This is a genomic window from Photobacterium sp. GB-210 (genome assembly GCF_003026075.1).
In the GTDB taxonomy this organism is placed as follows: Bacteria; Pseudomonadota; Gammaproteobacteria; order Enterobacterales; family Vibrionaceae; genus Photobacterium.
The window spans coordinates 724,501-748,041 of sequence record NZ_PYNU01000001.1 but is presented as its reverse complement, the minus strand read 5'-3'; the positions used below and the strand labels follow the sequence as shown (position 1 = coordinate 748,041).

General features: G+C 39.2%; 17 protein-coding genes and 1 riboswitch. Of the genes, 8 read left to right on the top strand and 9 right to left on the bottom strand.

Annotated elements, in window-relative coordinates; translation table 11 throughout:
* The first annotated feature begins 110 nt into the window (after positions 1 to 110).
* Positions 111 to 1,262 carry an efflux RND transporter periplasmic adaptor subunit gene (locus C9J38_RS03415; RefSeq protein WP_107205871.1) on the top strand — a complete coding sequence of 384 codons (1,152 nt, stop codon included), beginning with the start codon at positions 111 to 113 and terminating at the stop codon, positions 1,260 to 1,262.
* 1 nt (position 1,263) lies between these two features.
* Complete coding sequence (locus C9J38_RS03410) at positions 1,264 to 4,356, top strand: efflux RND transporter permease subunit (RefSeq protein ID WP_107205870.1); 3,093 nt, start codon at positions 1,264 to 1,266, stop codon at positions 4,354 to 4,356.
* Positions 4,357 to 4,411: 55 nt separating this feature from the next.
* On the opposite strand, the gene C9J38_RS03405 is transcribed toward C9J38_RS03410, so the two are convergent.
* Positions 4,412 to 5,392: a DnaJ domain-containing protein gene (locus tag C9J38_RS03405; protein WP_107205869.1), complete on the bottom strand. Its 981-nt coding sequence runs from the start codon at positions 5,390 to 5,392 to the stop codon at positions 4,412 to 4,414.
* 87 nt (positions 5,393 to 5,479) lie between these two features.
* Positions 5,480 to 6,181, bottom strand: a complete 702-nt coding sequence (locus C9J38_RS03400; RefSeq protein ID WP_107205868.1) for a DNA-binding response regulator — start codon at positions 6,179 to 6,181, stop codon at positions 5,480 to 5,482.
* A 501-nt stretch (positions 6,182 to 6,682) separates the two neighbouring features.
* Between C9J38_RS03400 and C9J38_RS03395 the strand changes: the two genes are divergently transcribed.
* The 3 genes from C9J38_RS03395 (at position 6,683) to C9J38_RS03385 (ending at position 10,505) form a co-directional block, all read left to right on the top strand.
* Positions 6,683 to 8,008 (top strand): glycoside hydrolase family 18 protein, encoded by a 1,326-nt coding sequence (locus tag C9J38_RS03395; protein WP_107205867.1) that lies wholly within the window; start codon positions 6,683 to 6,685, stop codon positions 8,006 to 8,008.
* Positions 8,009 to 8,373: 365 nt separating this feature from the next.
* A riboswitch (glycine riboswitch) is annotated at positions 8,374 to 8,466 on the top strand.
* Between the two features lie 77 nt (positions 8,467 to 8,543).
* Positions 8,544 to 9,938 carry a sodium:alanine symporter family protein gene (locus tag C9J38_RS03390; RefSeq protein ID WP_107205866.1) on the top strand — a complete coding sequence of 465 codons (1,395 nt, stop codon included), beginning with the start codon at positions 8,544 to 8,546 and terminating at the stop codon, positions 9,936 to 9,938.
* Positions 9,939 to 10,196: 258 nt separating this feature from the next.
* Positions 10,197 to 10,505, top strand: a complete 309-nt coding sequence (locus C9J38_RS03385) for a high-potential iron-sulfur protein (RefSeq protein WP_107205865.1) — start codon at positions 10,197 to 10,199, stop codon at positions 10,503 to 10,505.
* 53 nt (positions 10,506 to 10,558) lie between these two features.
* Here the strand turns inward: C9J38_RS03385 and yegD are convergent, their stop codons facing one another.
* The gene (gene yegD / locus C9J38_RS03380) at positions 10,559 to 11,911 is read right to left on the bottom strand and encodes a molecular chaperone (protein ID WP_107205864.1); all 1,353 of its coding nucleotides are present in this window, start codon (positions 11,909 to 11,911) and stop codon (positions 10,559 to 10,561) included.
* Between the two features lie 224 nt (positions 11,912 to 12,135).
* Here yegD and C9J38_RS03375 point away from each other — a divergent pair, with 224 nt between their 5' ends.
* The 3 genes from C9J38_RS03375 (at position 12,136) to C9J38_RS03365 (ending at position 15,909) form a co-directional block, all read left to right on the top strand.
* The gene (locus C9J38_RS03375; RefSeq protein ID WP_107205863.1) at positions 12,136 to 12,762 is read left to right on the top strand and encodes a thiol:disulfide interchange protein DsbA/DsbL; all 627 of its coding nucleotides are present in this window, start codon (positions 12,136 to 12,138) and stop codon (positions 12,760 to 12,762) included.
* Between the two features lie 242 nt (positions 12,763 to 13,004).
* A complete protein-coding gene (locus tag C9J38_RS03370) occupies positions 13,005 to 14,690 on the top strand; it encodes a methyl-accepting chemotaxis protein (protein ID WP_107205862.1) in 1,686 nt (561 codons plus the stop codon).
* Positions 14,691 to 14,868: 178 nt separating this feature from the next.
* The gene (locus tag C9J38_RS03365; protein ID WP_107205861.1) at positions 14,869 to 15,909 is read left to right on the top strand and encodes an FUSC family protein; all 1,041 of its coding nucleotides are present in this window, start codon (positions 14,869 to 14,871) and stop codon (positions 15,907 to 15,909) included.
* Between the two features lie 40 nt (positions 15,910 to 15,949).
* Here the strand turns inward: C9J38_RS03365 and rlmC are convergent, their stop codons facing one another.
* The 6 genes from rlmC to pheT all read right to left on the bottom strand — a co-directional run bounded on the left by rlmC (position 15,950) and on the right by pheT (position 23,523).
* Positions 15,950 to 17,095, bottom strand: coding sequence for a 23S rRNA (uracil(747)-C(5))-methyltransferase RlmC (gene rlmC / locus C9J38_RS03360; RefSeq protein ID WP_107205860.1), 1,146 nt, complete (start codon positions 17,093 to 17,095; stop codon positions 15,950 to 15,952).
* Positions 17,096 to 17,246: 151 nt separating this feature from the next.
* Positions 17,247 to 18,005 carry a vitamin B12 ABC transporter ATP-binding protein BtuD gene (gene btuD, locus C9J38_RS03355; RefSeq protein ID WP_107205859.1) on the bottom strand — a complete coding sequence of 253 codons (759 nt, stop codon included), beginning with the start codon at positions 18,003 to 18,005 and terminating at the stop codon, positions 17,247 to 17,249.
* 4 nt (positions 18,006 to 18,009) lie between these two features.
* The gene (gene btuC / locus C9J38_RS03350) at positions 18,010 to 19,002 is read right to left on the bottom strand and encodes a vitamin B12 ABC transporter permease BtuC (RefSeq protein WP_199195406.1); all 993 of its coding nucleotides are present in this window, start codon (positions 19,000 to 19,002) and stop codon (positions 18,010 to 18,012) included.
* Between the two features lie 100 nt (positions 19,003 to 19,102).
* Positions 19,103 to 20,146, bottom strand: coding sequence for a succinylglutamate desuccinylase (gene astE / locus C9J38_RS03345; protein WP_107205857.1), 1,044 nt, complete (start codon positions 20,144 to 20,146; stop codon positions 19,103 to 19,105).
* A gap of 203 nt (positions 20,147 to 20,349) precedes the next feature.
* Positions 20,350 to 20,646 (bottom strand): integration host factor subunit alpha, encoded by a 297-nt coding sequence (ihfA, locus tag C9J38_RS03340; protein WP_005367406.1) that lies wholly within the window; start codon positions 20,644 to 20,646, stop codon positions 20,350 to 20,352.
* 489 nt (positions 20,647 to 21,135) lie between these two features.
* Positions 21,136 to 23,523, bottom strand: coding sequence for a phenylalanine--tRNA ligase subunit beta (pheT, locus tag C9J38_RS03335; protein WP_107205856.1), 2,388 nt, complete (start codon positions 23,521 to 23,523; stop codon positions 21,136 to 21,138).
* Positions 23,524 to 23,541: the final 18 nt, after the last annotated feature.

Here is a 23,541-nt window from a genome sequence, read left to right as displayed (position 1 = left end):
GCTAATTATTTACATAAATACACGCATTCAAACTAGACAGTCTAGTTTGAATGGTATACTTTTTAGTCATATGGACTTGCCAGTCTAGTTTAATATTAGGATAGCCATTAATGCAACGGATAACCAAATCTTCTTTAGCGTTATATGTGATAATGAGCACTGCTACGCTAACTGGGTGTGATGCGCCAGCAAAAGAAGAAAATAAAGCATCATTACAACTGCTTAGTGTAGACACTCATCAACTCAAGCAACAACAAGAGTTTGCGATTGAGCGTGAATACGTTGGATTTGTTCAAGCAGGTCAACAGGCAAACCTTGGCTTTGAACTCGGCGGTAAAATTGACAGTATTTATGTCAATGTGGGTGACACAGTTCAGCAAGGTGATCCTCTTTTAGCGCTCGATACTTTATTACTTGCCACTGAAGCCGACCAATTAAAAGCCCAACAAGCTCAAATATCAGCGCAACTTGAGTTAGTTAATGCTAATTTAAAACGCCAAAAATCACTCAAATCCAAAGGCTTTAGCGCGGCATCGGACATAGATAGCCTGACAAGCCAACGTAAAGAGCTTCAAGCGAACTATCGTCAACTCTCAGCGACCCTTGCAGCAAACCAACTACGGTTAGTGAAATCCACCATTATTGCTCCCTACAGTGGGGTCATCAGCGCCCGTCATGTTTCCCATGGCGATGTTGTAAACGCAGGCTCTCCTACTGTTACTCTACTGGCGAATAAAAACAAAGAAGTACATATCGGTATTCCTATCGACAAGGTACAAGGCGTGACCCAACAAAAAACATGGACAGTACGGGTGGGTAAAGATACATACCCTGTCACTTTGCTCAATCCGGGTGCTACCGTGAACCTTAATAGTCGTGCAATAAATTTCCGTTTTTCATTGCCAACGAATGCCAATGTTATTAATGGTGAATTAGCGTATCTCAATTACAACGATACACAACAGCAAGCAGGATTTTGGGTTCCCTTATCAGCGTTAACTGACGGTATACGCGGTACATGGAATATTTTTGCGGTTGTTGAAAATGGTGCGGGGCCGGAAGTTGAACGACGCTCAGTACAACTCCTCTATGCTGCAAATGATAAAGCCTATATCCAAGGTGCCGTTGATGAAGGCGAACAGATTATCGCAACAGGATTACATCGTTTAGTACCAGGCCAAATCGTAACCATAACCCCAAGCGTAACACCGAAACAAAAAACAGCCACCAAGCCAGCATTAACTGATGATAATGGGGCTTAAAATGAAACGTATTCTTTCTAATACCCGCCTACTGGTTTTGGCTGTCGCTTTATTGATCGTGAGTGGTCTTTCTGCTTTATCTTCGTTGCCAAGAGCTGAAGACCCAATTATTAATAATCGTAACGCTTCAATTATAACCCATTATCCGGGGGCAACGGCTGAACGTGTTGAAGCGCTCGTTACCGAGAAAATTGAAAATAAACTACGACAAATAGATGATATTAATAACATTACATCGGTTTCTCGTCCGGGTATTTCGCTTGTCAGTATAGAACTAAAAGACAGCGTTACCGATTCAGAACCAGTATGGTCTGATGCAAGAGATAAACTCTCTGATATCACACCGAACCTACCAGAAGGTGCTTCTGTTCCTAATTTAGACAGCGATCATTCTTATGCCTTTACCGTCATTACCGCGCTTACTTGGCAAGGTCGCTCTCCCACAGATTTACTCACTCTACGCCGTTATGCCATTGAACTAGGTAACCGCCTACGTGCACTTAATGGTACAGAGTTTGTTGATGAATATGGCTTACCCGAAGAAGAAGTGGTGGTAAAAATTGATCCTGTTGCCGTTAGTGCATTAGGACGCTCAGCCATTTCTATTTCTTCTGCCATACAAGGTGCAGATGCAAAAAATGCTGCCGGTGAACTGGTAAATGGACAAAGTCGATTTAGTTTAGAAATTGCCGATTCTTTAGACTCACTCGACCGTATCAGACAAGTACCTATCACTATTGATAGTAACGGTCATCTTGTGCGGTTAGAAAATATCGCCACCATTCAACGTCAGCAAACAAACCCAGCAGCTGAGATAGCTGTTATCGATGGAAAGCTCGCTGTTATTGTTGCTGCGCGTATGCAGCCTCATCTACGCGTTGATCAGTGGACAAAAAACGTTAATCACTTTCTGTCTCAATTTGAACAAGAGCTTCCGAGTAATATAAAACTCAATCGTATCTTTGAGCAGCAAGGTTATACCCAAGTTCGACTTACTGACTTAGCCCACAATTTATTGCTCGGCTTCTCGCTCATCTTAATCGTATTATTTATTACGCTTGGGATCCGATCTGCGTTTATTGTTGCACTATCATTACCACTTACTTGTTTATTCACCCTCGCTTTAATGCATTTTACTGGGTTACCGATGAACCAAATGTCGGTAACGGGGTTGATTGTTGCGCTTGGGATCATGGTCGATAATGCGATTGTAATGGTAGATACTATTCAACATTATCGTAAGAAAGGTCTTGAACGAATCGATGCAGCCTTAAAAGCTATTCAGCATTTATGGATACCATTACTCGGTTCAACACTAACAACCATTCTTGCCTTTGCCCCTATTTTCCTAATGCCAGGTCCTGCTGGTGAATTTGTAGGTGCTATTGCTATCACCGTATCTTTTTCTCTGATCGGTTCTTATCTTATTGCTCATACTCTGGTTGCAGGATTTGCAGCGCGTTGGCTTCCTAAACAAACCCAACATAATGAATGGTACCAAACAGGCTTAACCCTACCATGGCTTGCCAATGCATTTGGCAATACCGTAAAAATGGCAATTAAGCGTCCGTTATTAGCGCTCATTACAATGTCAGTATTACCTTTTGTTGGTATCTGGAGTGCATCTCAGTTAACCGAACAATTTTTCCCACCTTCTGATCGTGATATGTTCGAGATCCAAGTGTTTTTACCGCCACAAGCGAGTATCAATGCAACAGAAGCAACCACGAAAAAAATCGATCACTTACTTAAAGAATATAAGGATATCGAACAAGTTAATTGGTTAATTGGGACTAATTTTCCCTCGTTTTACTACAACATGGTCGCCAACCAACAAGGCACACCTAACTTTGCTCAAGCGATGATCAAAACCACTAACTTTAAAGTTGCTAATACGCTGATCCCTAAACTGCAAAAGCAATTAGATAAAGCGATCCCAGAGGCGCAAATTTTAATACGTAAGTTAGAACAAGGCCCTCCGTTTAATGCGCCACTTGAAGTACGTTTATACGGCAATAACCTTGATATGTTGAAAACCATTGGTGAAGATATCCGCTTATTGATGGCGAGTACGCCAAATGTCACGCATACCCGTGAAACATTATTATCAGGTTTACCGAAAGTCAGTGTGGATGTGAATGAACAAGCCAGCCAATTAAGTGGTTTAAACCTCTCTCAAATCGCAGATCTCTTGCAAGCATCACTGATTGGGATCACTAACGGCAATATTATCGAAGGTGCAGAAGCAATCCCTATTCGTGTTCGTGTGGATAACCTCTCTCGCGAAAATATGACGAACTTAGCAAACCTTCATATTCCAGTGGTTAATAACCATGCAAGTGAGCAGTTTTCAGGTATTGCTATTTCATCCATTGCTGATCTATCACTGACCCCAACACGTGGTGCAATACCACATCGAAATGGTCAACGCATTAATGTTATTGAAGGTTATTTAGAAGCCGGTGTTTTACCGCAAACAGCATTGAATGCATTTAAAGTAAAGCTCAATCAATACATGACGACATTACCTGCTGGATATACTGTTGAAATTGGGGGGGAATCTGCACAACGAAATAAATCTGTAGGCAACCTCATCACCAATTTATCCATGGTATTTACACTCATGATCATGGTGGTTGTGATTTCATTTAATTCCTTTAGATTAAGTTTGATCATTTTCACCGTTGGCTTTATGGCATCAGGGTTAGGGCTGCTCTCAGTATGGCTGTTTAATTATCCGTTTGGCTTTACCGTCATTATTGGTTTACTCGGTTTAATTGGTTTGGCAATAAATGCCGCTATTGTCATCCTTTCCGAGCTAAAAGCAGATCCTAATGCATTAAATGGCGATAAACAGGCCATTCATATTGCCGTAATGAGTTGTACGCGACATATAACCTCAACCACGATTACAACCGTTGGTGGATTTATTCCTCTGATGTTAGAAGGTGGTGGTTTTTGGCCTCCATTTGCCGTCACCATTGCTGGCGGTACAGTATTGACCACATTACTTTCTTTCTACTTTGTGCCTGCAGCTTTTACACTATTGATGAAACCTAAACAGCAACATGTAATGCCATTACAAACGGCCTAATAAAACAAAGCCCAATGTTATCACTTCAAGTGAGACATTGGGCTTTATTTATAAGCTACCCCCTAGCACAGTGCTGTTTCATTATATTGTTAGAATCCAAAAAAGAGGTATTAGAAAAATACTCTTTGTTAATTTTAATACTCAGACTATTTACCCAATGATCCCGTTCTGAACCTATTCCATAGGCAATGTTATAAACCAAAAAATTCTGCTGCTGGTACATAAAACGTAAATTAGCGGGTAATGCCGTTCGTTGCTGAGTCATATTGGCATAATAATAAAATTGGAGATCACAGCGCTGCACAATGTAAGAACCTGTTTGATTACGTATAGCAATATAAGGTGACCGATCTATTGGTTGGAATAAACGCCATTCTCCGACGATTTGTGTTAGATCCAACGGTCGATATGTCGTTAATTCTGGCTTAGGGGAAATAAGCTCTTCAACAGCGACTTTTTGTGGAACTACCGATGGCTCTATCAACCTATTTTCTCTTTTGAAAATTACACGATCAACAACATTAGACTTGGTAAGTGTTATTGCGGCAACTGCTAATCCAACATTTAATACAACAGAAGATATAACTAATCCATATTTAATTATTCGATATCTTTTTTCCCACGTCTTATTTTCATAAGGCAGCACTGTACTAACAATCTTTTTTCTTTGTTTCTTTTCTAACGTTTCCGTTAATCGTTTATTCTCACACGATTGATGTTCTAATTTTTTTCTTAATTCTAAGACTTGTTGTTCTAACTCAACATTCTTTCTTTTTTGCAGTGCTAACTCTTGCTTTACTTTTTCTGCATACTTCTTTGTTAATAATATTTTTTCATGATTAATATGGGTTAATTCGCAATGCCTATTACCATTACCACATAATACTTCATTATAAGCATGCGAGATTAATTGCATTAAAATAACAGAACCTGATTTATCAGGATGCAATCGATGAGATAACAATTTATAACGTTTTTTGATATCACTTCTTGTGAAGTCTTCTGTTGTTCCCAGCAGTTCATGGTATGTTGTCATTGTGAATATTAGTAACGGTGACGTTAAAATACTCTGCAATGAAGATGTTCGTTAGGCAACTATTAATTAAATTTACTACAAAAAAATTCATTTTTTTTGACGACTGGCACGAAATTCACCAGGGGAACAACCAATATGCTTTTTAAATACTCTTGAAAAGTAAGACACGTCTTTAAATCCAGCAGATGAGGCAACGGCTGATATTTTTTCTTGATCTGAACTTAAGAGGCCACAAGCTAAATCTAACCGCTTTTTAATAATGTACTGCTTGAGTGTCACTCCCATTATGTTGTGAAATAAACGAGAGAAATACGTCGATGAAAATTGACACGCACTTGCTAACTCTTCTTCCCGCAAGGGGGCACTGATATCTTTATCGATAATTGTTAAAGCAGGAAGGATCGAAAGTTCTCGCTGAGAAATATCTTCAACATTTATCATATTATCGTCATGGGTATGTAAGCGCGTTAAGCAGGCATCAACTTTTTGACGGATTGCATTACTCGATAAAATATCTTCAGCACCAGATCGCAAAGCAGACACAGCCAATTCAGCGTCTAAATCATGATAAACAATAACAATCTTCACATCAGGAAAGCGCTGCTTTATGGTACGTAATAATTTAAAGCCATTTGATTGTGAGTCTTGTATTTCAATGAAAATTAATTCAAAACCAGTCATTGTTGATAGTATTTCAAATGGCGATACATCAACGAGATTGTGATACTGCAGTAGAATATCTTTAGTGCTGGTATGTTTTTCTTTATGACAACAATTTACCCAAATCACATCATCACCTGTTTGGTTATTCTCTTAATAAAATTCTTTAATGATCATCCTTTATCAAAAAATAATATTGTTCCTAATTTACTCAGATATTAATTATTAGATACTTATTAATATGGCTAATAATGGTTATAAACACTAATTTATCCAGTCATATTACATATTCTTAATTATTAATAACGAGATAACTATTTTGTTCTAGTCCGAATTAATTATCAACTATATACATATATTTGTTATTTATAGTGATTCCTTTATAACATAACGAACCATCCAACATCCGTTAAAATAACAATTCAGTATAAAAAAAAAAGAAATACTTTGTAGCAAAAAAAAAACAAATACCGTATTTCTAATACAAATTTTTACATATAAAATTTGCGTTTTAGTGTATCTTTGTGATCATTGTCATAATATATAACAAATCACATAACTCAATAAAAACAAACAACGATAGTATACTTGTTTGATATTAATTTATGTTTCGCGATTAGGGATCTATCAATGCGTTATTTCTCACGGAATTATTATCTTTCCGTTATTACCGCAACTCTTGTTAGTTGTTTTTTTTCCAATCAAGCTGCAGCTCAGCCAATAACGCATTCGTCACCTGTTATTGCAGCCTATTATCCAGATTGGAAAGTATATACTCCTAAAACGCCCTACAGTGCCAACATGCTTCCTGTTAATGATTTAACGCATGTTATTTATGCCTTTCTTGCTGTGTGCGGACCTGTTGATGCCTCTCCCGACAACATAAAAAAAATAATGAAAACCCAATGTAAGGATAAACCAATAGGTACCGCTATTGTCTTAGATGACTATGCCGCACTTCAAATGAAACTAAAAGGTAAGACATCAAGTAAAGTTAGTTACCGTGGTAACTTCGGTCAACTAAAGTTACTTTCAGACGAAAATCCAAATTTATCTATTCTTCCTAGTTTTGGCGGCTGGACATTATCAGAGCCTTTCCATACAGTCGCGTTAAACGATGAATACAGAAAAACATTTGTTGATAGTGCTATAAAATTAATCCAAAAATATGATTTCTTCGACGGCATTCAAATCGATTGGGAATACCCCGGTGGACATGGTTTATCAGGCTTAGGCAATGATAATGTGGAAAGTGAACGTCTTGCATACACAAAGTTAATTCATGAACTTCGTACCCAATTAAATACGTTGGCTATAAAAAATAATCGCACTTACCAACTTTCAGCGGCAGTAAATGGTGCACCTAAAACATTACCCGGTATTGATTGGAAAAAAGTATCACAAGATCTCGATCAAATATTCTTAATGAGCTTTGACTTTTTAGGCAGTTGGGGTCCTACGGTTGGTCACCATAGCAATTTATATAGTACGCCTTTAACGCCTGATGACATGTCAGTTGACAACCAAGTAAACGCTTTATTAAAACAAGGCGTTGACAGACAAAAAATCATTATTGGCAGCCCCTTTTATGGTCGTGGATGGAAAGGTGTCGACAAAGCTTCTGCTGAAAGACTCGAAGGGCTAAGTAGTAAAGGAACAATGGAGAAAGGTTCAGATATTGCTGACCCTGGTTATTTTAACTACTCAGATATTATGAAATATCTAATAAATAATAAAAAATTGGGTTACCAGTACTATTACGACGAAAAAGCTGAAGCTGCCGTCTTATTTAGCCCAAAGAAAAATGAATACATTAGTTTTGAAGATAAGCGTTCGTTACAAGCTAAAGCTGATTATGTGAAGAAACATCAACTCGGTGGCGTTTTTGGCTGGGAAGCTACATCAGATAACAACCATGAGTTAATAAAATTACTCAGTAAAAACTTCAAACAATAACGACGTCTTGTTTATATAAACTGATCCCACATACTAATAAGCTTACTTTCCCGATAAGTAAGCTTGTTTTTTGTCCACCAACAAATTTCTGCCCCCATCACCCGCTTATTTTTTTCACATTTAGACTTTTTTTCACTGTTTGCACATTTTTTTTGCTGACAATCACATTTCATTCCCCTAACATTGCAATCCGAAATATGAGTTCCGATGAAGACAGCAGGAGAGCGGCAAAAGAAATTACCATGATGGTATCTCTTACGCCCGCCGAAGAAGTAAGCGTTTTTAATAAGTTGAGCCCTCAATTTATTAAATCGTAAATCTTTCAGGCACCATGTCGTATTTTACGATAGGTATGGACTGTTGTTGGAGGAGCCTCTGGAGAGACTCGTTAAATCGAGCGCCGAAGGAGCAAGCCCTATATGGGTGAAACTCTCAGGCAAAAGGACAGAGGAGATAAGAGCAGCAACCAGATATTATCTGCATCCAACATTTATGTTGTTCTATATCTCTTCCTTTGAAGTTTAAAGGAGGAATAATGAATCCACTACACGATACAATTTTTAATTTTCTTAAAGCCTTTGACAGTCTTGTTTGGGGACCGCCATTACTGATCTTACTAGTCGGTACAGGTTTGTACTTAACCATCCGTCTTGGTTTTATCCAAGTCCGTTATCTACCACTGGCATTGCGCTATGTATTTGGTGGCAAAAAAGATGCTGATAGTAAAGGTGAAGGCGATGTTTCTAGCTTCGCCGCACTATGTACTGCCCTTTCTGCAACAATTGGTACCGGTAATATTGTTGGTGTAGCCACAGCAATTAAACTTGGTGGCCCTGGTGCACTTTTCTGGATGTGGCTTGCTGCTGTACTAGGAATGGCAACGAAATATGCAGAATGTTTATTAGCGGTAAAATACCGCGAAGTTGACAGTAACGGCCAAATTTTAGGCGGCCCAATGTACTACATCGAAAAAGGTGTGGGTAGCAAGTGGCTTGCGAAACTGTTCGCACTTTTTGCTGTTGGTGTTGCATGTTTTGGTATTGGTACTTTCCCACAAGCGAACGCCATCGTTGAAGCCGCACAGCTTTCTTTCAATATACCGAAAGAAATCACCGTTGTTATTTTAACCGTATTGGTTGCGACAGTGACACTGGGTGGTATTAAATCCATTTCAAGTGTTGCAAGTACTGTTGTTCCACTCATGGCTGGTTTTTACATCATTGCTTGTATCAGTGTATTAGCGAGTAATTTTGACGCCATTCCAAATGCTATTAGCTTAGTTATTGAATCTGCATTCACAGGGCATGCCGCTACAGGTGGTTTTGTTGGCGCAGGGATCATGCTTGCTATTCAGTCTGGTATTGCGCGCGGGGTATTCTCTAATGAATCTGGCTTAGGTAGCGCACCTATTGCAGCGGCTGCAGCACAAACTGATTCTTGTGTGCGCCAAGGCCTTATTTCTATGACAGGTACTTTCTTTGATACCGTCATTATCTGTACGATGACAGGTCTAACATTGATTGTTACTGGCGCTTGGTCTTCTGATTTTGCTGGTGCTGCAATGACAACCCATGCTTTTGCTGAAGGTCTACATTCGAGCTATTACGGTCCATTAATGGTCTCTGTTGGCTTAATGTTCTTTGCCTTTACCACTATTTTAGGTTGGAATTACTATGGCGAACGTTGTATTACTTACCTTTTCGGTGTGAAAGCAATTTTACCTTACAAGTTATTTTTCCTTGTACTTATCGCTGGCGGCGCCTTCATGCAGCTAGATATGATTTGGGTAATTGCAGATATTGTTAATGGCTTAATGGCTATCCCTAACCTTATTGGTCTCGTTGTATTACGCCACGTAGTCATTGCTGAAACACAGGCTTTTTTCGCAAAATTAAAGCAAGAAAATAGCCAACCTATTTCAGCACTATAAAATAGAATATCTATGGGCCTCACTATTGTGAGGCCCATTCTTCACTCTTTGCTTACTTTTACACAGCAAAAATCATCTTTTTTGACATTACTTACGTAATATTGATTTAATCTATAAGTAGATTAAACAATCAGCTTTATCCATCACTCGTCTATATTAGTAGTAGATGATGCGTAGGTCACTTATTGATTATCCCCTACTTTAATAATTAATAAGTTAAATGAGTTGAAACTCATGTGCTTAAAAAAGGACATTGCAATGAAAAATCAATCTTCACGTCGACGCTTTTTACAATTGACTGTTGGTGGAATTATTGGTCTGAGTATTGGAAGCAAGCTATTAGTAAAACCGGCCCAAGCGGCTGAACTTCCACATTTGTCTACCGATGATCCACAGGCAAAAGCACTAAAATATGTTAACGAATCCACTAAAGGTGACAGTAATTGTAATAGCTGTATGCTTATTGAAGGTGATGCAAGCGCGGCATGGCGCCCATGTAAAATATTCCCTGGTAAGCTTGTTAATGCTAAGGGATGGTGTTCTGCTTACGCCCCTAAACCTGCCTAGCTCTTTTCAAATAAAAAGGCCATATCAAAGGCCTTTTTATCACTTTATTAGAATTAACGGTAACAACGTTCAGCCCAACGTGCTAATCCAGCAGTAACTGAACCAAAAAAATTACCACTTACAATAGGAATATCTGGCAACTGCAGCTCAATACACTGCCTCAAAATTGGAGAACGTGCGGTTCCTCCCGTCATAAACACCACATCTGGTTTTTTATTACTCTGTGCTAGCACTTCCACGATAAGATCACGCATCTTATCTGTCGGGGTTGCGATCGCTTCTGCAAATTGCTTAACAGTAATATCGACTGCAAATACGTCGTTGATTATTGCCATATCAACACGATATTTATTTTGCTCAGATAACGCTATTTTAGCTTCTTCTGCACGTCGTACAATTTGGTATCCCAAGGTCTCATGATAAACATGAATAAGGCGGCTTAGTTTTGCAGGATCTGCAGCGTCATAACGTAACTTTTCTAACGCGCGTAAATTGGCTTCAGAATAAAACTCAGTTTGTGCCGCAACATTATTAATCGCGATAGGATTCCAAAATTGATTAAACGGCATATCAATGCCTCGTGCAGTTCTGCTCCCTAAACCAAATTCTGGCATCAATTGCTTAAAAGCAAGATGAATGTCTAAATCATTCCCACCCACACGCTGTCCGCTATGTGCAAGTAGAGACTGTGTTCTATCTTGCTCATTAATCCATTTAGGCCCCATTTCTATGAGTGAGCAGTCTGTAGTACCACCACCGATATCAACCACAAGTACTGTCTTATTCTCAGTTAATGTTGATTCAAACTCTAAACCAGCTGCAACGGGTTCGAACTGAAACGAAACATCTTTAAAACCTGCGCGTTTCGCTGCTTGAGAGAGAATTTTTTCAGCCTGAATATTTGCAGCTTCCCCCCCTGTCCCTTGAAAGTTGATCGGACGACCAATCACGGTTTGTGTAATATCTGATTGAAGATGCTGCTCTGCATTATGTTTAATATTCGCCATCATAGCGCAAACAAGATCTTCAAAAAAACTGATCTGCGCGTCACGTAAGCCATTGGCACCAAGAAAAGATTTAGGAGATTTAACGTAATAGACTTCTTCAGGATCAGACAAATAGGTATTTAGTGCGGCTTCACCAAACTGTAAATCACCACGGAAAATTTCAATATCTTCTTCACGGTTAACAGCCATTGCGCGACGTAATACTTGCTCTCCAACACTGTCTGTTGGGGATATCCCCATAAAACGGTATAGATACTCTGATACCGCCTCTCGTGTAGGGGCACACAACGTTGATGGAATAAAATGATTATTGTGTTCTAGCGGTAACAGTTCGGGGTTACCATTTACCATTCTTGCGACTGAACAATTTGCCGTCCCATAATCAAATCCAATAAACATTTGAAGCACTCAAAGCAATAATAAAGCCAGCAATAATAAAGCCAGCAATAATACCCCATCAACATAGGCTTTTCACTTAGTTATTCACACTATTTCTTTACGTTTATTCATCAACAAAATAACGCTAACATTAGACAATTTGGTGTTATTTTGTAACTTTACGATGCAATGTTATTTAATTATCGCCATAATACTCTTTATTTAATTCTATAAAGAAGACCACAATGAAACGTATTTACCAATCTTTCTTCGTTGTACTATTAGCAGCACTAACATTAACAGCATGTTCTGATTCTAAAACACCCCAAGAAGGCGATAAGTATTCAATAATTCCAACCCCTATGCCTAACATGCCCGCTGTCACAGAGATTTTTTCACTGTCTTGTGGGCACTGCCGTAATATGGAAGGTATGCTGCCAGAAATTCAAAAATTAACAAACACTAAAAACATCAATCAAGTACACGTGACTTTCAATGAAAGCGCGCAAAAAGCGGCTTTTATTTTCTACGCAGCAATGATTCAAACGAATAACGAACCTAGCCATAAACTAGTAGAAGCGTTATTTTCTTTCGTACAAGACTCACCAAAAGATATGACAGATGCGCAACGTAAAGTCGCATTATCGAAAATCTTCCATGATAACGGTTTAAAAAGTCCGTATGAATTAACAAAACAACAACAAGCTGAAATCTTTAAGCTACTCCAACAATCTGAAGATACCGTTCGCAATGCTGCATTACAATCAGTGCCCGCATTCCTGATTAATGGCAAATATCTTGTAAATACAAGTGCTCACGACAGCTTACAAGATATGGCAAACACAATTACATACCTTAAAAACAAAAAATAAATACATGCTCTAAAAAAATACCTACCTCATTGGTAGGTATTTTTTTATCGATCCAACCCTTATTTTTATTCCCCCCAATGTAAAAGTCTGCAACAACCGCACTATTAATTGAATAAATATCAAAGATACATCTATCAGTAATATTTTTCTCTTATCATTACATAAACTTATATGTGCATACTACACAGCAAACGCTCTCGTATGCATATCAGTGATTAATAATGGATAAGGCAAATGGAATTATGATCAACACACTTAAGCACAAATTATTACTACTAAGCTTATTGCCTATGATCGCTATTCTCGGTATAGCGATGTGTATCGTCATCTATTTAGAGAACCAATCTCTAACAAAAAATGTGGCACATTATAAGCAAGAGCTTATTTCAGAAAGACAACAAGAACTCAAAGACGCGGTTATTATTACCAAGCACGCCATTGAAAATATCATTTCTAAAAACAGTGATGAAGCAACACAGCTTGTAGAAATCCGCCAACTTATTACGCCTATTCGATTTGCAGCCAATGATGCAGGTTACTTTTTTATCTACACAATGGAGGGAGTAAATGTTGCTCACCCTCTTAAGCCTTCAATTCAAGGTACTGATCAAATTGGCGCGACGGATGCTAACGGCGTTGCGTACATCAAAGTATTAATTAATGCGGCTAAAAATAATGGACAGTTTGTTAAATACAGCTTTCCTAAAAAAGCGAACCAGCCAGCCCAACCAAAAGAAAGTTATGCGATTACACTTAATAACAATAAATGGTTTATTGGTACAGGCTTATATCTAGATGACATAGATAACAGTGTTGAACAATACACAGCACAGATTCATGCTGATATGAAAGATCGTATCAATACCGTCGCTTTTATTTCGATCATTTTAGCCGTAATTTCTGCCATGATTATTTTATTGATCACAAGCCGTATCATTAAACCAGTTGAGCGTATGGTTAAAACACTTAATGATATTGCAGATGGTGAAGGTGATCTAACCAAACGTCTGGTGGTTGAAGGTAATGACGAAATTGCACAACTTGGAAAAGCATTTAACCGTTTTGCTAATAAACTACAAAGCATTATTTCCCAAGTTTCAGCGACGACAGATAGCCTGACAACAACGGCGCATAATGTACATAATCAAACTAATGCCTTAACTGCTAAACTGAACGAGCATAATTGCGAGACTGAACAAGTCGTTGCTGCCGTTGAACAAATGAGCCTAGCTGCAAATGAGATAGCAGAGAACACAAACGATGTTGCTTCTGGTACTGAAAAAATGAGTGATGTTGCGCTTATCGCTCAACAACAAGTGGATACATCATTAGTATCAATAAATACATTAGTAGATGAAGTAACCCAAGCCTCTGGCTACATTGATGCACTAAATCAGCAATCGCATAATATTAACAATGTACTAAAAGTGATTGGTGATATTGCTGAGCAAACAAACCTACTAGCATTAAATGCCGCTATTGAAGCCGCACGTGCTGGTGAACAAGGTCGCGGTTTTGCCGTTGTTGCTGATGAGGTTCGTGGGCTTGCGAGTCGTACTCAAAGTAGCACATTAGAAATTAATGAAATGCTAGACCAATTACATAACTTGGTTACACAAGCCGTTCAAGCGATGGATAAAAGTCAGACATCTTGTAATGATGCGGTAAGTTCGACAAATCAAATCTCGAATAACCTCATTTCTGTCACAGAAGCCGTAACCGAAATAAATGGCAAGATTAATCAAATTGCAGCTGCCTCTACCGAGCAAAATGCAGTAACTGGTGAGATAAGCGGCAATATGGGTTCTATCCAAAGTATTGTGACCGACTTGATTCGCGAAAATAAAAACTCTGAACTTATCGTAAGCCAACTGGATGACGCGGGTCATAAATTACAGCAACTAGTTGGACAATTTAAAACACAATAATTGCCATTTAAGTTATTTATAAAACCCACTAAAGGCACTATCTTGTGCCTTTATTTTTATCTAAAACTCACCAATGTCGCACATATTTCAGATAACTGACTAGTTCAGCTGACACAATTAAATAGTGACTTTCATCACGTTCTTTGTATGATTTAGAAAATTTTAACGAATGTTTTGTATGAAGAATTATTCTCGCTTTGCAATCAAATATTTCCGCCAACTACTTGTGTTTCGCGTGTTTGTTGCACTTAGTATTATTGTCTCTATTATTCAAATGTTTAGCTTACCTTATGGCTCATGGGCGCTGATTACTACAGTAACAATCATGGGCAGTATTCACTTTCTTGGTGGTGTTTTATCCAAAGCTAATCAACGAATAACAGGAACTATATTAGGGGCGATTATAGGTTTATCTCTCTATTTAATACCCACTTCATACAGTTGGCTCCACCACATTATTTTAATCACTACGGTGGTTACAGCAATTTACTATACACAAGGTAAGTATTCTTATGCGGCACTTGTTGTTGCTATTACTGTTGTTGTGGTTGCCGGCGGTGGCCCAGAGGATTTACATGCTGCAATGTGGCGCACAATCAATGTGTTTTGGGCCGCTATCGTTGCTATTTGTTGTAGCTTATATATTTTTCCTGCTCGTGCAACGGAGCATTATCTTAATTACACTCATCAGTTCATCAAGCTCTGTTGTAACTATTATCATCAGCATAACCAGCAAATAGCGGCAGAAAACTTTCAACTTATAGATATCAATCCCCTATCAAACATACTTGATAAACAAACTAGCCTTCAGCCACATACTAAAAATGAGAATATTGCCAGTAAACAGCTCTTAACTGAGATCATGCTGACAGAAGAACAAATATTTACCATGATGGGATCAATGCTACACACAAGGTGGGATAAACAGTTAGGACAGAATAAAATTAACGACATGCCTGGTCTAATGGAGGCAAAAGAGCAATTAGCAGACCGATTCTCACGTCTAGCTATTCAAATAGAAAACCAACATATTTTACCTGTTAAACAAGAAGAAATAAAAATGCTCTCACTTTTACCTCCGGCAGAAAACCATGAGCAAAGTGATGCCAGTAATATTAGTTATTATGGTTATTTATGGCTTAACCGTGAGATAGCTCGCCAATTTTCAGTGCTTACTCATTTATTAAGTGAATACTACTCTCACTTGAATAACAAATAAAAATAAGGGCATAACGTTATGCCCTTTTACCTTATAAACATTAAATATGTTCAAGTAGCACCATAACTTCAACATGCTCTGTGTGCGGGAACATATCAAACCATTGTAACTTCATTACCTTATATCCTGATAACCTCGCTAAGTCTTGCTCTAGCGTATAAGGGTTACAACTTGAATAAATAATATGTTTTGGTGCAAAATCATTTAGTTGTTGGCACAGTTGTTCACCAATCCCCCGCCTCGGTGGATTCACCAATACTAATTCTGGCGCACTTTTATTTGATTGCGAAAAACTGGTTGAATCTAAAGCTGCAAACCGTAAATTCGTCACCCCCATAATTTCAGCAGAATGTTTAGCACTCTCAATGGCTTCTAGCTCTATTTCGATACCAGTAACATGCTCTACCTCTTCAGCACAATGTAACGCAAAACCACCAACACCACAGAATAAATCCCACATAGAAGCTGGCTTTATCTCACTAACCCAACGTTTTGCTGTTGCATAAAGGCTCTCTGCCACTTTTGGATTGGTTTGAAAAAAGCTTTTAGGTCTTACAACTAATGGAACATGATTAAATTGTTCTAATAAATAATGATCAGAGGTTAAGAAAATTTCTTCTTCCCCTTCTAAGCGTGCCATGTGTACGGGCTGAATATTCACCGATACGACTTTTACCGTAGGAAATGCCGCCATTAGTTCAGGTAAATTATTAACAATACGAGCGATAGCCTCATGGCTTCTCAATACAAATCGAAGCATAAACTCACCTCGACTATCACTGCGTGTTAATAACACAAATTTCAGCTCACCTTTCTTTTTCTTTACGTTATAAGGTGGAATACCAGCACAACGAATCCAACGCTCAATATAGATCAACAACGCTTGCATATCTGCGGGATACAAAGGACAAGTACACAAACTAATCGGTTTAGATCCTGCCGTTGAATCCTCAGTCTGCTTTTGAATACCTAAACATGGTTCATGAGCTGCGCCCAGCACCACCATTTTGGCTTTATTACGATAGCCAGAAATGGCACTTTCTACTGGTGCTAACCATTGCTGTGGGTGATGTTCTGAAAACAAACTACGTAACACATCATCTTTTTGTTTAATCTGCTGCGGATATGAAAGCGAAGCTAAAGGGCACGATTGGCATACCCCTTGAAGTGAGAATGGACAATGCATAGTTAAAACGTTTACAGGAAAAAATGGTAGTCTAACCTGTGAAATAAAAATGACTATTTAGATTACAAATCATCATAATTAAAAATTTTTATCACCCATTTAAATGTCGCATTTTATTACTGCATATCATCAATAAATCAATACCATTTGCCTAATCAACAAATACTAAATTTTCAATGCCTTGATAATTCACTTTTACAATCCCAGTACTAAATACCTTCTCTAACTGTGAAACAATCATTACCTCCTGCGTCCTGCCAACAGCAAAACAATGGCCTGCTTCTAGCAATACCACTTTGTCGGCTTCGCGTAATGTCCGATTCAAATCATGGTTAGCCATAATCACTGCGATCCCTTGTGACGCAATCTTCCGTATCAATTTATACATAGACGCTTCTTGGCCAATATCTAAAGATGCAGCGGGTTCATCAAGTAATAGAAATTTAGCGTCGGGATTTAATGCAGGCCAAACTTGTAAACAAGCGGAAGCTAATCTGACTCTCTGCCACTCACCACCAGAAAGTGTTTGTATACTTCGCGATAATTTATCAACAATACCTAAATACCCACACACTTCATCAATTGCAGCTTGTTTAATCACGTCTTTTACTTCACCCAACGCCGTAAAAGACATTAGAAGATACTGGTATACAGGAATGGCAAAATTTGGCTTATCTTGCTGAGACATATAACTACGCACACGCGCTAATGAAGCAAGATCATAATCCATTAGATCAATTCCTTCCAAAGTGACATTGCCAGCCGCAGAAAATAACCCAGAAATAAGCCCTATTGCGGTACTTTTGCCACTACCATTAGGACCAATAAAATGCACGATCTCACCGCTATCAACAGAAAAGGTTAAAGGCTCTAATCGATGTTCAGCAGCAATACGATTAATCATTAACATATTATTAATCCAGTTGTGCTCGCATAAGCATCCAAATAAACACTGGTGCACCCAGTGATGTAGTCACAACGCCAACAGGAAGATCAGCAGAAGGCAGTAAAATACGTGATAACGTATCGGCGAAGGCTAATAATACCCCTCCAGCTAAAGCAGATAACGGCAACAAAAAACGATTTTCTGTGCCTAACATCAAACGTATCAAATGCGGAACAACAAGCCCAATAAAGCCAATAATCCCAGCTAACGCGACAGCACTACCGACTAATAACGATACCATTAAGATCAATTTCCAACGTAGAGTCGCTACGTTCAAGCCAAGTTGCCGCGCATGGAGCTCTCCCAACATTAAAATATCGAGTTTTTTCCCCTGACAACATAAAACAGCTAACACAGGAACAATAAAAAATAGCAAAGAGAGTTGCTGCCAATTAACCCCACCAAGGCTTCCCATAAGCCAGTACATTAACTGTCGCATATTAAGATCATCACTAAAATAAAATGCCCAAGTAATAGCAGCACTAGACAAAATACCCAACGCGACACCAATCAGTAATAAACGAGTCATTGAAACACTACGTCGACGTGAGAGCCCTACGAGAATTAATGTAAATAATAATGCGCCTCCCATCGCTGTAAACATGGTAAGCATTGGAGATGGTGCAAATGGCAAAAAGAATAATACTGCAACTAGTGCTAAACTTGCACCACCGGAGATACCCAATACACCCGGCTCTGCTAATGGATTACCAAGTAATACTTGCAGAACGGCACCAGAACTTGCTAAAGCAGCCCCTATAGCCAGAGCAGCTAATAACCGAGGCAGACGTAACTGTAGGAGTAATTGTTGTTCTAAGCCGCCTTCAGGTGCCCATGGTGTGATCCACAACTCCCCAACGGATAAGGAAAAAAAACAAACAAGAATAAGTAGTAAAACTATTAGCCAAAAACTAAACCGCCAGCGTGATTGCTGACGGGCTAATAATGCATTAAGAGACATACGATCCATCGTCAAAATGGTAAAAGCCCCCTACCCTACAACCTTCGTAAAAGAACAAAAGTATGAGATTGTAATAATGAAAAACATGATTTTTTAAAACTTATCCACATAACCGTATCTGCTCATCAAAGATGATATGTGCTTTTTTTACCATTAATGCTGCTCGTTGGCCTAAAGCTACATTCGCATTAGGAAAAACAACAGCCTCTCCTTTTTCATCCGCAATAAACTCTTGTTCTTTATCGCTACCTAAATAGGTGCCTTCTTCGAAAAATGTAAAATTTGGCAAGTCATTCGGAAAAGAGAAATTGAAATCGTCAGATTGCTTCAGCAGAGTGCGGCTAACGCGGTAGACCTCGACATCATTATTCCATGTAATAGGCAAGGAGCTTTCAGTCACCAACTTCATCATCGCTCTACTAAAATGCGCCAATAGCGCTAAATTGTTATTGCCAAAATCTGCAACTTTACCCAGTTCAATCGTCAGCGCTTGTGCGCCATGATATTCCGCACTAAACCAACTAAAAGTAGAAGAAGGATCGTTTGCCAATAACACCGCTTCTATTTTTGCATGCTGAATAAAACTAAACAGACTATTGCTACGTGATAACTTATGGCTATATGGACTAATCGCAAAGGTATAGTGTTCTGAGCGTCGAATTGCACAGTGAAGGTCAAGATGCCACTTTTCTGGTTGAATAGCTGTAGAAGAACCATAAAAGCTATTTACAGCCTCTTGCAGTTGATTTGCAATCGTACAGTCAATGTTCCTTTCTTGATTCCGAACTTTGAATAAACGATTCATATTTTCATCAATGAAGCGTGTTTTGTTATTAATAGCTTCAGGGTGAGCAATAATTAACAGTAACCGATGAACCGGTTCAATATGCCCAAGTAAAATACCTTCCGCTAACTGTTGTATTAATTCTATTGGCGCCGTTTCATTACCATGCACACCAGAAGATAAAACAATATCTTTTGCCGTACTCATTTGCTCTACCGGCGTGATTTGTAGTACACCACGCTGCAACAATTTACAATGAATACCAGATTCCAATATCCATTCGCCGACCGTGAATGGTAATGATAAATCACAAGTTGCCGATAAAAAACGGCCTTTTTTCACTTCATCAACAAACGTCATATTACCTCCATGTACATAAACGTTATGAAATACAATCGCCCAATAGCTTTAACCTCTAGTATAAAACACCAAACTTTAAACACAATAGCAACATAATGACAACCCACAGCCTCATGAAGGTTCACTTATCTCAGCAAGAGGTAATAAAAAACCCAAGAGAATAAATTCACTTGGGTTTCGATTTGACTAAGCGTTAAACGGGCTTATTTAGGTACTTCTAATGTTTCTACACGTGCTTTTAGTTTCTGACCTGGACGGAAAGTGACTACACGACGCGCAGAAATTGGAATATCTTCGCCAGTTTTCGGGTTACGCCCTGGTCTCTCGTTTTTGTCTCGTAAGTCAAAATTACCAAAACCAGACAGTTTTACTTGTTCGCCATTTTCTAGAGCCTTCCTAACTTCTTCAAAGAAGACTTCCACCGTATCCTTGGCGTCCCGTTTGCTTAATCCAACATTCTCAAACAGGTTCTCAGCCAAATCGGCTTTTGTGAGCGCCATAGATAACTCCCTCAAGACTATGTTGAATGTATAGTAACAACACTGGCATCATTCCAATTTGTTACTGTGAATAAGGTTACGTTAATAAGGCTAATAACACCTATAGTTGGTGCTTGAAGAGATTAACATCTCAACTTCCTTATCAACTAGAGTCAAGTCTAAGCCAACTTGCTGATTTCCGCCAACTTTTTTACGTAAACTTCACGTTAATTTCTTAATATATTTTTGCTTCACACACTTTCCATTGTGCAATCAGTTGAAATAAAAACAAAACAGACCAACAATAAAATCATTTAAAAACAAACAGTTACCATCTTATATATTTTATAAAACATAGAAAAAGTAAAAAATATCTATTAATCAGAGTCTTATTAATTTTTTGGAGAAAGATCAAAAAAAAAAGCAGCCGTTGCTGGCTGCTTTTAAAAAACAAGGAGTTAAACGCGTCAATATTTTGTAATTAACGCTATTAACTTTTATTGACGAGTCTTAGTCACGTAGTGATGCACCGAACTTTTCAGCAAGTGCAGCAACAATAGCTTCTACTGCTGATGCAATATCGGCTTCTTCTAATGTGCGCTCCGCTGATTGTAGCGTTAGTGCGATTGCAAGGCTCTTGTTACCTTCTTCAACGCCTTTACCCGTGTAAACGTCAAATAGGTTAACATCTGTCAGTAGCTCGCCACCGTTTTCACGACAAGCAGCAACAACATCACCAGCTAATACATCTTCGTTTACCACAACGGCGATATCACGACGGTTTGCAGGGAACTTAGATACAACTACCGCTTCAGGAAGCATACGAGTGTTAATTGCCGCCCACTCGATTTCAAACATAATTGTACGACCATTCAAACCGAACTTACGCTCTAGCTCTGGGTGTACAGTACCAATGAAACCAACTTCATTGCCGTCAACAACGATTGCTGCTGATTGGCCAGGGTGAAGTGCTGGGTGCTTAGCGGCTTTGAAGCTAAATGCAGCTTCATTAGCTGTTAGCTCAAGTACGGCTTCTACGTCACCTTTAAGATCAAAGAAATCTACAGTGTTAGTTGCAATATCCCAGTGCTCATCACTACGGTTACCTGCAATCACACCAGCAAGCATCATTTCTTGACGCATACCGTTTTCTGCTGATTGCTCAGGAACAAAACGTAAGCCAGCTTCAAATAGACGAACACGTGGTTGCTGACGCTTCTGGTTGAACACAACTGTATTTAGTAAGCCAGTCCACAAGCTTAAACGCATTGCTGACATATCTGCAGAAATTGGGAAAGGCAGAATCAATGGCTCAATTTCAGGCACGATAAGTTTTTGTTGCTCAGGCTCAACGAAGCTGTAAGTAATCGCTTCTTGGTAACCACGATCAACAAGCAGATCACGTACACGCTTAAGCGGAAGGTTCGCTTCTTTGTGTAAGTTCATGCTTAGTGCAGCAACTGGCGATTGATTTGGAATGTTGTTGTAGCCGAAGATACGACCCACTTCTTCCACTAAATCTTCTTCAATTGCCATGTCAAAACGCCACGCAGGTGCTGTTGCTTTCCAGCCAGCATCTGTAGTTTCAACGTCACAGCCTAGACGTGTTAGGATTTCAACCACTTCCTCAGAAGCAATTGAGTGGCCTAATAGACGGTCTAACTTAGTGCGACGAAGTTCAATCGTTGCAGCTTTTGGCAAATCAGCTTCTGATTCAGCTTCAACGATTGGCGCAACTTCACCACCACAAATTTCAACGATAAGTGCTGTTGCACGCTCCATCGCCTTCATTTGTAGTGTTGCATCAACACCACGCTCAAAGCGGTGTGAAGAATCAGTGTGTAGGCCATAGCTACGAGCACGACCACGGATAGCATCAGGAGCGAAGAATGCACACTCAAGTAGTACGTCTTTCGTCTCAGTGTTAACACCAGAGAACTCCCCACCGAAGATACCAGCAATCGCTAGTGCTTGCTTGTTATCAGCAATGACTAGGGTGTTGTCGTTAAGTTCAGCTTCGTTACCGTCAAGAAGTGTTAGTTTCTCACCTTGCTCTGCCATACGAACAACGATGCCACCGTCGATCTTAGCAAGATCGAATGCGTGCATTGGTTGACCCATTTCAAGCAATACGTAGTTAGTGATATCTACAATTGGATCAATTGAGCGTGTACCACAACGACGTAGTTTTTCTTGCATCCATAATGGTGTTTCAGCTTGAACATTAACATTACGAACAATACGACCAAGGTAACGTGGACATGCCGCAGGTGCTTTAACATCAATAGCAATAGTGTCAGCAGCTGTAGGTGCAACGATCTCAAATTGAGGCTCAGTGACTTCAGCACGGTTAAGTACGCCAACTTCACGAGCAAGACCTGCAATACTTAGACAGTCAGCACGGTTAGCAGTTAGATCAACGTCGATAGTAACATCGTCAAGACCTAGGAATTCACGGAAGTCAGTACCTAATACTGCATCCTCTGCAAGTTCCATGATGCCGTCAGATTCAACATCAATACCTAGCTCAGTGAATGAACAAAGCATACCGTGAGAAGGTTGACCGCGTAGTTTTGCTTTCTTAATTTTAAAATCACCAGGAAGCACAGCACCAACCGTTGCAACCGCAACCTTGATACCTTGACGGCAGTTAGATGCGCCACAAACGATGTCTAGAAGCTCTTCAGCACCTACATCCACTTTTGTAACACGAAGTTTATCTGCGTCTGGGTGTTGTGCACACTCAACCACTTGACCCACTTTAACGCCAGTGAATTCACCAGCAACTGCTTCAATACCGTCAACTTCCAGACCAGCCATTGTGATCTGGTGAGCTAGCTCTTCGCTGTTTACTGCAGGATTAACCCACTCGCGTAGCCAAGATTCAGAGAATTTCATAGATTTCTAGCCCCTAGT

Coding starts and splice junctions, on each gene's coding strand:
- pheT (WP_107205856.1), bottom strand. CDS start 23,523: ATGAAATTCTCTGAATCTTGGCTACGCGAGTGGGTTAATCCTGCAGTA.
- C9J38_RS03410 (WP_107205870.1), top strand. CDS start 1,264: ATGAAACGTATTCTTTCTAATACCCGCCTACTGGTTTTGGCTGTCGCT.
- C9J38_RS03370 (WP_107205862.1), top strand. CDS start 13,005: ATGATCAACACACTTAAGCACAAATTATTACTACTAAGCTTATTGCCT.
- btuD (WP_107205859.1), bottom strand. CDS start 18,005: ATGTTAATGATTAATCGTATTGCTGCTGAACATCGATTAGAGCCTTTA.
- C9J38_RS03395 (WP_107205867.1), top strand. CDS start 6,683: ATGCGTTATTTCTCACGGAATTATTATCTTTCCGTTATTACCGCAACT.
- btuC (WP_199195406.1), bottom strand. CDS start 19,002: ATGTCTCTTAATGCATTATTAGCCCGTCAGCAATCACGCTGGCGGTTT.
- C9J38_RS03390 (WP_107205866.1), top strand. CDS start 8,544: ATGAATCCACTACACGATACAATTTTTAATTTTCTTAAAGCCTTTGAC.
- rlmC (WP_107205860.1), bottom strand. CDS start 17,095: ATGCATTGTCCATTCTCACTTCAAGGGGTATGCCAATCGTGCCCTTTA.
- C9J38_RS03415 (WP_107205871.1), top strand. CDS start 111: ATGCAACGGATAACCAAATCTTCTTTAGCGTTATATGTGATAATGAGC.
- C9J38_RS03365 (WP_107205861.1), top strand. CDS start 14,869: ATGAAGAATTATTCTCGCTTTGCAATCAAATATTTCCGCCAACTACTT.
- C9J38_RS03385 (WP_107205865.1), top strand. CDS start 10,197: ATGAAAAATCAATCTTCACGTCGACGCTTTTTACAATTGACTGTTGGT.
- C9J38_RS03375 (WP_107205863.1), top strand. CDS start 12,136: ATGAAACGTATTTACCAATCTTTCTTCGTTGTACTATTAGCAGCACTA.
- ihfA (WP_005367406.1), bottom strand. CDS start 20,646: ATGGCGCTCACAAAAGCCGATTTGGCTGAGAACCTGTTTGAGAATGTT.
- C9J38_RS03405 (WP_107205869.1), bottom strand. CDS start 5,392: ATGACAACATACCATGAACTGCTGGGAACAACAGAAGACTTCACAAGA.
- astE (WP_107205857.1), bottom strand. CDS start 20,146: ATGACGTTTGTTGATGAAGTGAAAAAAGGCCGTTTTTTATCGGCAACT.
- yegD (WP_107205864.1), bottom strand. CDS start 11,911: ATGTTTATTGGATTTGATTATGGGACGGCAAATTGTTCAGTCGCAAGA.